Source organism: Bradyrhizobium sediminis (genome assembly GCF_018736105.1).
Lineage (GTDB): Bacteria > Pseudomonadota > Alphaproteobacteria > Rhizobiales > Xanthobacteraceae > Bradyrhizobium.
Genome location: NZ_CP076135.1, coordinates 4,398,851 through 4,411,300 on the forward strand (window position 1 = coordinate 4,398,851; position 12,450 = coordinate 4,411,300).

Annotated in this window: 9 protein-coding genes and 1 other RNA gene; 3 read left to right on the forward strand and 7 right to left on the reverse strand. The window is 66.7% G+C overall.

Going from position 1 to position 12,450, the window contains the following annotated elements:
- Positions 1-32 precede the first annotated feature (32 nt).
- From KMZ68_RS20970 to rsmH, 5 genes are all read right to left on the reverse strand, one after another.
- Entirely contained in the window at positions 33-1,415 is a 1,383-nt protein-coding gene (locus tag KMZ68_RS20970) for a UDP-N-acetylmuramoyl-tripeptide--D-alanyl-D-alanine ligase (protein ID WP_215613064.1), read from the reverse strand.
- Entirely contained in the window at positions 1,412-2,872 is a 1,461-nt protein-coding gene (locus KMZ68_RS20975) for a UDP-N-acetylmuramoyl-L-alanyl-D-glutamate--2,6-diaminopimelate ligase (protein ID WP_215613065.1), read from the reverse strand. The genes KMZ68_RS20970 and KMZ68_RS20975 overlap by 4 nt, the downstream gene beginning before the upstream one ends.
- A gap of 107 nt (positions 2,873-2,979) precedes the next feature.
- Complete coding sequence (locus KMZ68_RS20980; protein WP_215613066.1) at positions 2,980-4,728, reverse strand: peptidoglycan D,D-transpeptidase FtsI family protein; 1,749 nt, start codon at positions 4,726-4,728, stop codon at positions 2,980-2,982.
- Positions 4,725-5,117: a cell division protein FtsL gene (gene ftsL / locus KMZ68_RS20985; RefSeq protein ID WP_215613067.1), complete on the reverse strand. Its 393-nt coding sequence runs from the start codon at positions 5,115-5,117 to the stop codon at positions 4,725-4,727. The genes KMZ68_RS20980 and ftsL overlap by 4 nt, the downstream gene beginning before the upstream one ends.
- A gap of 2 nt (positions 5,118-5,119) precedes the next feature.
- A complete protein-coding gene (gene rsmH / locus KMZ68_RS20990) occupies positions 5,120-6,115 on the reverse strand; it encodes a 16S rRNA (cytosine(1402)-N(4))-methyltransferase RsmH (protein ID WP_215613068.1) in 996 nt (331 codons plus the stop codon).
- Positions 6,116-6,725: 610 nt separating this feature from the next.
- On the opposite strand from rsmH, the gene KMZ68_RS20995 reads away from it, so the two are divergent.
- The 3 genes from KMZ68_RS20995 to rnpB all read left to right on the forward strand — a co-directional run bounded on the left by KMZ68_RS20995 (position 6,726) and on the right by rnpB (position 10,569).
- Positions 6,726-7,508: an N-acetylmuramoyl-L-alanine amidase gene (locus KMZ68_RS20995; protein WP_215613069.1), complete on the forward strand. Its 783-nt coding sequence runs from the start codon at positions 6,726-6,728 to the stop codon at positions 7,506-7,508.
- Positions 7,509-7,603: 95 nt separating this feature from the next.
- A complete protein-coding gene (locus tag KMZ68_RS21000) occupies positions 7,604-9,892 on the forward strand; it encodes a heavy metal translocating P-type ATPase (protein WP_215613070.1) in 2,289 nt (762 codons plus the stop codon).
- A 260-nt stretch (positions 9,893-10,152) separates the two neighbouring features.
- Positions 10,153-10,569, forward strand: an RNA gene (gene rnpB / locus KMZ68_RS21005) — RNase P RNA component class A.
- 236 nt (positions 10,570-10,805) lie between these two features.
- On the opposite strand, the gene KMZ68_RS21010 is transcribed toward rnpB, so the two are convergent.
- Together KMZ68_RS21010 and KMZ68_RS21015 are read right to left on the reverse strand one after the other, a co-directional pair.
- Positions 10,806-11,681, reverse strand: a complete 876-nt coding sequence (locus tag KMZ68_RS21010; RefSeq protein ID WP_215613071.1) for an MBL fold metallo-hydrolase — start codon at positions 11,679-11,681, stop codon at positions 10,806-10,808.
- Positions 11,682-12,395 carry an alpha/beta fold hydrolase gene (locus tag KMZ68_RS21015; RefSeq protein ID WP_215613072.1) on the reverse strand — a complete coding sequence of 238 codons (714 nt, stop codon included), beginning with the start codon at positions 12,393-12,395 and terminating at the stop codon, positions 11,682-11,684. It lies immediately after the preceding gene.
- Between the last annotated feature and the right edge of the window lie 55 nt (positions 12,396-12,450).

Below are 12,450 nucleotides of genomic sequence, written 5' to 3' on the forward strand. Positions count from 1 at the left end.
GCGTCTCACAAAGCCGTGAGATATCGACCGATTTAGGCCCTCGCCTGCAGGGCCGCCGCAAGCCGTGGCACGAACTTGTTGACCCAGAACATTTTTTTACTGCCCTTGACCACCACGACGTCGCCTTCCCTGAGCAAGCCGGCGATTTGCCGCGGCTCGAGCGTGGCCGGGTCTTCATGCCAGCCGAGCGCCTGGCCCGCCGGCAGCAGCCTGTACAAATGGCGCATCAAGGCACCGACGCAGTACACACCATCGATTCCCGCCAGATGTTCGGCCAGGCCCTCGTGATAGGCAGGCGCCTCGACGCCGAGTTCCAGCATGTCGCCCAGGATCGCGATGCGCCGGCCGCTCTTGACCGGCCGCGCCTTCAGGCTGTCCAGCGCCGCCGCCATGCTGGCCGGATTGCCGTTGAAGCTGTCGTCGATCAGAACGGCGCCGCCGGCGGTTTGCTCCACCCCGCGTCCGGTCATGATACCGACGTCGTCGAGTTCGGCGGCAAGCGCCGTCGCATCCAGACCCGCGGCGTGAACCGCCGCCAGCGCCGCCAATGCATTCTGCAGCCGGTGCGGCGCACCTGGCGTCAGGCCGAACCCGATCTGCCTGCCGCCGACTTCGGCCGATACGTCCCAGCTCTCGCCGCGCGCCGAATGCTTCAGCTCCCGCACCTCCGAAGCGCCGCCGAAGCGGATGATCTTGCCGCGCCATTCCGGCGCATCGATTCCCGCCGGCAATACCAGGACGCCGTCGCTGGGCAGGCCGCGGGCAATGCTGACCTTCTCCTGCCGGATCGCGTCCAGGCTGCCGAGCTTTTCCAGATGCACCGGCTGCACGTTGACGACCAGCGCCACGGTCGGGCGCGTCAGATCGCTCAGCCGCGCAATCTCGCCCGCCTGATTCATGCCCATTTCGACCACCCACACGGCCGCAGCCGGGTTGGCGTTGCACAGGGTCAGCGGTACGCCCCAGAAATTGTTGAAGCTGCTCGGACTGGCATAGGCCCCCGGATAGGCCGCGATGAATTCCTTGGTGCTGGTCTTGCCGGCGCTGCCGGTCAGGCCGATCACCGGGCCCTTGAAGCGCGCGCGCGCCGCGCGGCCGAGCGCCCACAGGCCGTCGATCAGCGTGTCCTTCACCACCAGTTGAGGCACACTCACGCCGTCGATCCGGTGCGGAACGATCATCGCCACCGCGCCGGCCTTCTCGGCATTTGCGGCGAACTCCCATCCGTCGCGCGCGCTGGCGAAACTCGAGACGAAGCCGCCGCTCGGCGTTCCGCTCAGCGCCACGAACAAACTTCCGGGCTTCACCAGCCGGCTGTCCTGGGTGACGAAGTCAATGCTGGCTTCGGGAAAGGTGCCGGACACGCCCAGTGCCCGGGCCACTTCGGCAATCGTCCATAACGGCGCTGCGCTCATGCCACCCTCGAGGCCAGCGCGGATGCAACCGCGTCGTGGTCGTTGAACGGCAAGGTATTGTCGCCGACGATCTGTCCGGTCTCGTGGCCCTTGCCGGCGATCAGCAGCGCATCGCCCGGCTGCAGCGCCGCTATCGCTGATCGGATCGCCTCGGCGCGGTCGCCGATTTCGCTGGCGCCCGTGGCGGCGCTCAAGATAGCGGCGCGGATCGCCGCCGGATTTTCGCTGCGCGGGTTGTCGTCGGTGACGATGACGCTGTCGGCATTGCCGGCGGCTATCGCACCCATCAAGGGCCGCTTGCCGGCGTCGCGGTCACCGCCGGCGCCGAACACCACCACCAGCCGGCGTTTGGCATAGGGCCGCAGCGCCTGCAGCGCCTTGGCCAATGCATCCGGCTTGTGCGCGTAATCGACGAAGATCGGCGCGCCGTTGCGCTCGGCGACCCGCTCCAGCCGGCCTTTTGCGCCTTCGAGCAGTTCGAGCGAGGCGAATACCGCTTTGGGCTCGCTGCCGGTGCCGATCGCGAGCCCGGCGGACACCAGCGCGTTCTCGATCTGGAATGCGCCGACCAGCGGCAGCCGCACCGGATATCGGCGCCCGCGATGTTCGAGTATCAGCTGCTGCGCAAAGCCGTCGATGTCAGCCCCGGCCAGGCGAATGCCATCGCTTGCGCCGTCGCCCTTGCTGCCGACCGCGACGATGCGCAAGCCCCGCGCGCGCGCGGCGTCGATGACGTCCTGCGAGCAATCATGATCAGCCGAGATCACCGCGGCGCCGCCGGGCGCGACCAGATCGCGGAACAGCCGCAGCTTGGCATTGAGGTAATGGGCGACGTCGGGATGATAATCCATGTGGTCGCGCGAGAGATTGGTGAAGCCGCCGGCGGCGATGCGCACGCCGTCGAGCCGGTATTGATCGAGCCCGTGCGAGGAGGCCTCGAACGCCAGATGGGTGACGCCGTCGCCCGCGATTTCGTCGAGCTGGCGATGCAGCGCAATCGGATCCGGCGTCGTCAGCGAGCCGTAGACGGTGCGCTTCGGCGACACCAGCCCGATGGTGCCGATGCTGGCGGATTCATGACCGAGCCGCTGCCAGATCTGCCGGGTGAAGGCGGCCACCGACGTCTTGCCGCTGGTGCCGGTGACCGCGGCGATGGTCGCAGGCTGCCGGGAAAAGAATTTCGCCGCTGATAGCGCCAGCGCACGGCGCGGGTTCGGCGTCATGACGAAGGGCACACCGATGCCATCCGGCGGCGGATGATCGCCCGCGACCGCCACGGCGCCGGCAGAGATCGCCGCATCGATGAAACGCGCGCCGTCGGTCTTGCTGCCGGCGAGCGCAAAGAACAGGTCGCCGGGCTTGACCGCGCGGCTGTCCACCGCAAGCCCCGACACCGCGACCGCGTCCGCCTGCGGGGGAAGCGTGGCGTCGTCGCTGAACAAGTCGCGAAGTCTCATGATGTTCCAGTCCGGCCGGCCTTGGCGCCGCTTATCGGTTTGAAGTCTCTAAAGGAATTCGCGGCACCCACGGCAGGAACTTCAAACCGGCGACAATGATATACGCCTTACTGGCTTCCCCTGGATGCCGCAAGAATAAGGCGCTCGGACGGCGGCAGATCGAACCGCGGCTCGACCCCCAGCAGCGGCGCAATGCGGGCGATCACCTTGCCGCCGGTCGGCACTGCGTTCCAGCCCGAGGTGATGAAGCCGTGGGTTTCCGGCAGCGGCTTCGGCTCGTCCAGCATCACCAGCACCTGGAACTGCGGATTGTCGGCCGGCATGATCGCGGTGAAGGAGTTCAGCACCTGCTTCTTGGAATAACGGCCGCCAACGACCTTTTCCGAGGTGCCGGTCTTGCCGCCGATATAGTAGCCCTTGACGTCGGCCTGCTTGGCCGTTCCGATTTCGGCGTTGAGCCGCATCAGATAGCGCATCTTGTCTGATGTCTCCGACTTGAGCACCTTCTTGGCGATCGCCCTGGCTTCCGCTTCCGACCGCTTGAGGAAGGTCGGCGGGATCAAATAGCCGCCGTTCATGACGGCATTGATGCCCATCACCGCCTGCAGCGGCGCGACCGCGATGCCGTGACCGAAGGCGATGGTGATGGTGTTGAGTTCGCTCCAGCGCTTCGGCACGATCGGCGAAGCGCTTTCGGGCAGTTCGGTGCGCAGCCGGTCGAGCTGGCCGAGTTTCTTCAGGAACGCCTTGTGCGCCTCGACGCCCTGCGCCAGCGCGATCCGCGCCGCGCCGACGTTGGAGGAGAAGGTGAACACTTCCGACAGCGAGATCGAGCGGCCCAGCGGATGGGTGTCGTGAATGGTGAATTTGCCGTAGTGCAGCGCGCCGCGCGCATCGAACGGCGTATTCAGGTTGGCCTTGCCGGAATCCAGCGCCATCGCCAGCGTCAGCGCCTTGAAGGTCGAGCCCATCTCATAGACGCCGGTGGTCAGCCGGTTGATGCGATCGGGGTCATGCGCTTCCTTCGGATTGTTCGGATCGAAGTCGGGCAGCGACACCATCGCCACGATCTCGCCGGTCTTGACGTTGGAGACGAGGCCGGAGGCCGCCTTGGCCTTGTATTTGTCCTTGGCCTTCAGGAGTTCGTCGCGCAGCGCGTGCTCGACGCGCAGGTCGATCGACAATTCCACCGGCCGCTGCAGCCGGTCGGTGGCGAAGCCGGCGCGATGCAGATCGGCCAGGCCGTTGTTGTCGAGCCATTTCTCCATCCCGGCGATGCCCTGGTTGTCGATGTTGACCAGGCCGATCAGATGCGCCACCTCGGCGCCGGTGGGGTACACCCGCTTGTTCTCGCGCAGGAAGCCGATGCCGGGAATGCCGAGGCGGTGAATTTGCTGCTGCTGCTTCGGCGTGATTTCGCGCTTCAGCCAGACGAAGCCCTTTTTCGACGACAGCCGTTCACGCACTTCGCCGGTGTCGAGATCCGGCAGCGTCGCGGTGAGGAGTTCGATCGCCTCGTCCTTGTCGATGATCCGGCGCGGCTCGCCGAACAGGCTCGGCGACTTGACGTCGGTGGCGAGCACCTCGCCGTTGCGGTCGACGATGTCCGGCCGCGCGGTGGCGATGGCGTCCTGCGCCGCGGTGCGGCGCGCGGCGTGATTGTCGGCGCCGATCGCGAACATGACGAGCCGGCCGCCGATGACGGCGTAGATCGCCGCGAACGCCAGGATGGCCAGTCCGACACGGGCGCGCGCCTTGGCGGCGCGGTCGACATTGCGCCCGTACAGCAGGCTGCGGATCAGCCGTTGCCGCCACGGTTCCGTGGGCTTGACGGTGTTGGGCGCGGAACCGGTCATCGCCGATCCTCCGGCGCCGGCACCGAACCCGTCACTACGGAAGCATCGGCCGCGGCATCGATGGTCTCGAGCATCGCCCCGATCGGATCGGGATCGCCCGGCTTGAAGAAGCGCGGCGGCCGCTCGGGCAGGTTCTTCAATGAATCGTATTGGGTTGCGGTGACCGGTTTCAGTCCCAGGTGACGCTCGGCGAGGCCCTGCAGCCGCAGCGGCGAGTCCAGCTTGGCCCATTCCGCCCGCAAGCCTGCGATGGCGTCGCGCTGCTCGCGGATTTCCGCATGCAGCCGCAGCACGCGCTCGGTACGCGAAGTCGATTCCATCTTGATCCGGTAGACATAGGCGGCGGCGAACACCAGAGCGGCGATCACGAGGAGATGGATGATCCGCATGGTCAGCCTCCCCTCATCACGTCATCGAGAACAGGCCATGCCGGCAATGCCGCGCCGGCATGCGCAGGTGCGGCGGTGCGCTCGGCCGCGCGCAGCTTTGCCGAGCGCGCGCGCGGGTTGGCGGCAATCTCCTCGTCGTCGGCCGTGACCGGACGCTTGGTCAGAATGACGAAGCTCGGCGCGGCCTGGTTGACCTCGGGCAGATGCCGCGATCCGCCGCCGGCCCTGGCACGCTCGACCAGGAAGTTCTTGACGATGCGGTCTTCCAGCGAATGGAACGACACCACCACCAGCCGGCCGCCCGGCTTCAGTACCTGCTCGGCCGCCGACAGCGCCAGATGCAGTTCGTCGAGCTCCTCGTTGACGAAAATCCGCAGCGCCTGGAATGTCCGGGTGGCCGGGTGGATTTCGCCCGGCTTCGACCGCACCACCTTCGAGACGACGTCGGCCAGCGCGCGGGTGGTCGTAATCGGCGCTTCCTTGCGCGCGGCGACGATGGCCCTGGCGACGGCGCGGGAGTGACGCTCTTCGCCGAAGATGTAGATGATATTGGCGAGATCGGCCTCGGACGCTTTGGCGACCACGTCGGCCGCGCTCGGCCCGTCATGGCCCATCCGCATGTCGAGCGGGCCGCCGAGGCGAAACGAAAAGCCGCGCTCGGCCTGGTCGAGCTGCATCGAGGACACCCCGACGTCCATCACCACGCCGTCGACCGCGGCGGCGCCCTGCGCGGCGCAGATTTCGGCGAGATTGGAGAAGCGGTCCTCGACCAGCGTGAGCCGGCCGTCGGATCGATCCACCAGATCGAAGCCGCCCGCAATGGCCGTGCGGTCGCGATCGATGCCGATGACGCGGGTTCCGGCGACGTCGAGGATCGCCCGGCTATAGCCGCCGGCCCCGAAGGTGGCGTCGACATAGATGCCGCCGTCGCGCGGGGCGAGCATCTCGATCGCCTGGCGGCCGAGCACGGGGATATGACGCGGGCCAGCCGGATTCATGCCCCGGCTCCGGGCACGATCCGGGGGAAGTTGCGGAAACTGGACGCGAACAGGCCCATTGCGCCTCAAATCCCTGCGCTTCGCCGGACTTTTCGTCTCGAAAGGCGGCGTTCGATCAAAAAGCCCGTGCGAGGCACGATTGCCGATCCCGCGTGTCCCCCATCGCAAGCCCGGATTTCCCGATGGAATTTGCTGGGCTGCCATGGGATTTCGAGCGTCAAAGAGGGCCTCGGCCGTCCCCCAAAACCGGTTCGGCTCTTCACCACTTAGTAACGTCAGCTAGCGTTAAGAAAGCGTTGAAGGATTGGGGAGGATTTGGGTCGCGGGCAAGCCGCGCGTCCGCCCCTCGCCGCGACAACAGTCCATTGCCGGGAACCGGACGGCCGGTGATGCTTCCCGCACACACTCGGCCAAAATGCGAAGCGGCGAGGCGCTGCCCGATTGCGCTGAGGACATCGTAAAGGAATAGTAAACGAGGTCGTCCTGAAAACGCGCCATTGCCGTTCTCCTGCCCGGTTTGAGCCTTCCTATGTCGCTCGGTTCGTTCGCACCGCCTGTTGGAATTGATTCGAGGCGTCGCGCCGTCCCGTTGCCCAAGGCCAACGCCAGTATGAAGACATTCACCCCGGATTCCTCGATCGCCTCCGACGTGATCCCGTCGGCGAATTACGGCGAGCGGAACAAGGGCCGCCTGCCCGACATGATCGTGCTGCACTACACCGGCATGCCCGATGTCGAAGGCGCGATCGCGCAGCTGTGCACGGCGGGCACCGACGTATCGGCGCACTATATCGTGCTGGAAGACGGCCGCATCGTGCAGTGCGTGCCGGAGGCCAAGCGCGCCTGGCATGCCGGCGCGGCGTCCTGGGCCGGCGAAGAAGACATCAATTCCTGTTCGATCGGCGTCGAGATCGTCAATCGCGGCCACGACTGGGGCTACCCGGATTTTCCGCTGCGCCAGATCGCCGCCGTGATCGCGCTGTGCCGGGGCATCATGCTCCGCCGCAAGGTGCCGTCGCATCGCGTGCTCGCCCATTCCGATGTCGCCCCCTCCCGCAAGAAAGACCCGGGCGAGAAATTTCCCTGGCATTCGCTGGCCAATTCGGGCGTCGGGCACTGGGTGCAGCCGGCGCCGATCGTGCGCGGCGAAGCGATGAAACTCGGCAGCATCGGCGACGACGTGCTCGGCCTGCAGCGGGCGCTGGCCAAATACGGCTACGGCATCCCGACCCATGGAAAATACGACGGCGCCACCATGGAAGTGGTCGCCGCGTTCCAGCGCCATTTCCGCCCTGCCCGCGTCGACGGCGTCGCCGATCATTCGACGCTGGTTACCTTGCAGGCGCTGCTCGAGAGCCTGCCGGCCGAGGCCGTGGCCGTCGCGGCACGGTAACATCGGGACAATTCGGCCCGGCCATTGACTTTCATCAAGTGCGACCGGCGCGTTTTCGGCGACAAGCCGCCATGGCTTGAGCAGGAAATGGATCGATGTCGTTTGAGCGCGTTCTGCGATCGGCGCTGGTTGCGATCGCCATCGCGGGCCTGACGGCGGGAATTCTCGCCGCGCTGGCCGGCCGCACCGACCTTGCCGATCTCTGCTGGACGCTGGCGACCGTACCCGTGGTGGCGGGACTGGCGGTCTCGATCGTGCGAGATTTTCTGGCGGGCCGGTTCGGCGTCGATGCCATCGCGCTGGTGTCGATGAGCGCCGCGCTGGCGCTCGGCCAGCCGCTGGCCGGCGCCGTGGTCGCGCTGATGTATTCCGGCGGCAATGTGCTCGAGGATATCGCGGTTGCCCGCGCCGAGCATGATCTGCGTTCGCTGGTCGATCGCGCGCCGCGCGAGGCCCACCGCTGCGTCGATGGCCGAATCGAGGAAGTGGCGGTCGGCACGGTGGCGGTCGGCGACCGGCTGCTGGTGCGGGCTGGCGAAGTCGTTCCGGTCGACGGCGTCGTCAGTTCGGTCACCGCTGTCGTCGACGAGTCGGCGCTGACCGGCGAGCCGATCCCGGTGGCCAAAACGCGTAGCGCGGCCATCCTCTCCGGCGCGCTGAACGCCGGCGAGACCTTTGAAATGACGGTCACGGCGGTCGCCGGCGACAGCACCTATGCCGGCATCGTGAGGCTGGTGACCGCGGCGCAGACCGCGAAAGCGCCGTTCGTGCGGCTGGCCGACCGCTATGCGCTGGTATTCCTGCCGGTAACGCTGGCGCTGGCGCTCGTCGCCTGGCTGATCTCGGGCGATCTGCTGCGCAGCCTCGCAGTGCTGGTGGCGGCGACGCCGTGTCCGCTGATTCTGGCGGCTCCCGTCGCCTTCATCGCCGGCGTGGCCCGGGCGGCGCGGCGCGGCATCCTGGTCAAGGGCGGCGGCCCGCTGGAGGCGCTGGCGCGCTCCCACACCGTATTGTTCGACAAGACCGGGACGCTGACGGTCGGCGGCGCGCGATTGCTTTCCGTCGAAGTCGCGCCGGGCGAAACCGCCGAAGAGGTATTGCTGCTCGGCGCCTCGCTCGAACAGGCGTCGCATCATGTGATCGCGGGCGCCATCGTGCAGGCCGGCACCGAGCGCGGCCTGCATCTCAAGCTGCCCGAACAGGTCAGGGAGGCCATGGGCTCGGGCCTGCACGGCGTGATCGAGGGACGGCGCGTCAGCGCGGGTTCGCGCGAAATGATCCTTGCAGGCTCGCAAGTCGCCGAATGGGCAACGCGCGCGATCCGGCGCGCCTCGTGGCGATCGGCGCTGATCGTTTTCGTCGCGGTCGAGGGACGGCCGATCGGCGCATTGCTGCTCGCCGACGAACTGCGTTCCGACACGCCGCGGGCGATCCGGCTGCTGCGCGAGGCCGGCATTGCCCGCATCGTCATGGTCACCGGCGACCGCGCCGGCGCCGCGCAGGCGATCGGCGCAGCGCTCGATCTCGACTCGGTGCTGGCCGAGCGCGTGCCCTCCGACAAGGTCGACGCGGTGCGCTCCGAGCAGCGACTCAATCCGACCATCATGGTCGGCGATGGCATCAACGACGCGCCGGCGCTGGCCGCGGCCGACGTCGGGATCGCACTCGGCGCCCGCGGCGCCAGCGCGTCGTCGGAAGCCGCCGACGTGGTGATCCTGGCCGACCGGCTCGACCGGGTCGGCGAGGCGATCGAGATCGCGCAACGCGCGCGGCGGATCGCCATCGAAAGCATCGTCGCAGGCATGGCGCTGTCGACGCTCGCCATGCTGGCGGCGACCTTGGGCTGGCTGCTGCCGGTTCCGGCCGCCATCGTCCAGGAGGTGATCGATGTCGCCGTGATCCTCAACGCGCTGCGCGCCCTCAACCCGGGTCGCGGCCGCGCCGGCGGAAGCATGACCGCTGCGGCCGGACACGAGCTGCATCGCAGTCACCTCGAGCTGATCGGCAATCTCGACCGGCTGCGATCGATCGTCGACGAGCTCGACGATGCCAGCCCGGAGCGCGCCGCCGTCATCATCGCCGAGGCCAACAAACTGGTTCAGGACCAGGTGGTCGCCCACGAGCGCGACGACGAGGGCCAAGTCTATCCGCAGCTCGCCACGGTCTTGCGGGAAAGCCACGGCCTCTCGGCGATGAGCCGCGCGCACCGCGAGATCCTGCATCTCGCCCGCCTGCTCGCCCGCGTCGCCGAGGACCTGCCGACCGAGAAGGTCGACCGCTATCTCGTCCGCGACGCCCAGCGCCTGATCGAGGCGGTGGAGACGCTGGTGCGCCTGCACACCGCGCAGGAAGAAGACATCTACGAGGCGGTCGCGGCGCGCTAGGCAACCCCAAACCAAAAATATCGAAAACAACCCCATGCAAAGTAACCGGCAGCATCGCGCAGGGCATGGCTGGAGCAAAGACGGCGGACTACGTTACCGCCGGTCCGCCCTACACCCCAATAAAGAGTGAACTCTAGGCCTCCCGGCATCCCTGACAACGGCGAAAGCACCGAGCAACATCTTCAGGATGGAATATTTTGACCGCCACCGGGGCCGCTATGAGCTTGACGCGGCGGCCTCGAGCCCCCATCACAAGGGTGTCAGTCGGCCGGACGGCCGCTCCTGCTACGGTCGAAAGGCTGCGGGAGAGGAAAGTCCGGGCTCCATCGACATACGGTGCCGGATAACGTCCGGCGGGGGCGACCCCAGGGACAGTGCCACAGAGAACGAACCGCCTCCTCTCCGGAGGAGGTAAGGGTGAAAAGGTGCGGTAAGAGCGCACCGCGGGTCCGGCAACGGAACCGGCATGGCAAACCACACCGGGAGCAAAACCGAATAGGGACGGCAACGCGGGATGTTCGCGAAAGCGATAACTCCGCAGGGCGATGTCAGGCTCGCCGTCCGGGTAGGTTGCTCGAGGCAACGTGCAAACGTTGTCCCAGAGGAATGGCCGTCACGTACCGCTTGCGCAAGCAGGCGGTGCCCTACAGAACCCGGCTTACAGGCTGGCTGATGCTTCTAACGAAAGCGTTTTCGAAGAAAACGCGTCTGCTGAGAATGAGGGGTTCGGCGTAACGCGCCGGACCCCTCGCCATTTATGCGTGGTTTGAGTTTCCGGGAACCTCATCCTGAGGAGCCCGCCGCAGGCGGGCGTCTCGAAGGATGGCGGCACGGTATGGACTCGCGGCCGTCCTTCGAGACGCTTGCTTCGCAAGCTCCTCAGGATGAGGTCTGTATCGCTGCAGCGCCTGCACTAATCCCGCTTGAACCGGTAGTCGAACCGCGTTCCATCCGCCTTCAGCCATCCCGCCGTCGGCGCCGGGAAGTGGACCGGCAGGATCAGCGTATCGGTGTCGGCCACCTCGGCGAAAAATTTGCGGCGCGAGACCGCCGACTGCTTCGCATCCCAGTCCACGCCCGGCGACCAGTCGGGCTCGCGACACTGGATCGCGTGGTGCATCAGGTCGCCCGCCACCACCGCGCGCTGGCCGCGGGAGAAGATGTTGACGCAGCAATGGCAGGGCGAGTGCCCCGGCGTCGGCGTCAGCGTGATGGTGTCGTCGAGCGCGTAATCGTCGTCGACCAGCAGCGCCTGGCCGGCTTCCACGACGGGCAGGCAGTTGTCGCGGAACACGGTGCCGGGCGGATTGGCGCCGCGCGCATGCTCCGCCTCCCAGGCCGCATACTCCTTCTTGTGAAAGACGTATTTCGCGTTCGGGAACGTCGGCACCCAGCGCCCGTCGCGCAGGATGGTGTTCCAGCCGGTATGATCGATGTGAAGATGGGTGCAGAACACATAGTCCACATCATCGTAACTCACCCCGAGCGCGAACAGCTCGTTGCGCCAGCGCTCCTTGCCCGGAAAGTCGAACGGCGGCGGATGCCCCTTGTCCTCGCCGGTGCAGGTGTCGACCAGGATGGTGTGGCGCGGCGTGCGGACCACGAAGGTCTGGTAGGTGATGACCATCCTTCCCGACGCCGCGTCGAACACCTCCGGCTCCATGGAAGACAGATGGCGCTTGAAGACGGCGTCATCATAGGCCGGGAAGAAATCCTGCGGCCGCCGCCACGGGCCTTCACGTTCGATCACCGCGTCGATGGTGATGTCGCCGATCCGGATCTGCTTCATTTACCTCTGCCCCTCGACGATCTTCTGCAGCAGCGACATCAGCGCTTCCGGCGCGGTGACGTTGGGCGAATGGCTGGCATCGATCTCCTCATAGCGCCAGGCGGGATCGGCCTTGGCCATCTTCGCAAACCGGCCGAAAGTATCCGCCGGCGTGATCCGCGTGGCGTAGATGTAACTGCGGGGCAACGTCAGCGCGCCGCCATGCAGCTTGAGTTTCGTCTCGAAACATTTGACCGGCATATTGACGCGGCGCTCGGTCAGCCATTCGAGATCGGCTTGCGGCGTATCCGGCGGCGTCGGATTGGGCGGCACCCGCCAGCCGTCGCCGGATTTCGCAAGCTCCGTCATCGGCGCCCGCGCCACTTCGTTCAGGTCGAGCAGCGATTGCCCGTCGCCGGGCACGAAGGCATCGATGTAGATCAGCTGCGTGACGCGGTCGCGCGCGCGGTCGGCGACGCCGGTGGCGACCATGCCGCCATAGCTGTGGCCGACCAGCACGATGTCGCGCAGGTCTTCATACTTGATGACGTTCAGGACGTCCTGAATGTGGGTTTCGAGATCGATCGACGGGTTGGCCAGATGCGCGCGCTCGCCAAGGCCGGTATAGGTCGGCGTCAGCAGGCGATGACCTGCCGCGGCCATCAATGGATGCATCTTCTTCCACGCCCATCCTGCCGACCACGCGCCGTGGCAGACGAGAAAAGTTGCTCCCATGATGTTTTTCCTTGTTGGGCAGTGCGGCAATGGCGGTTTGGCGATACTAGCGAGC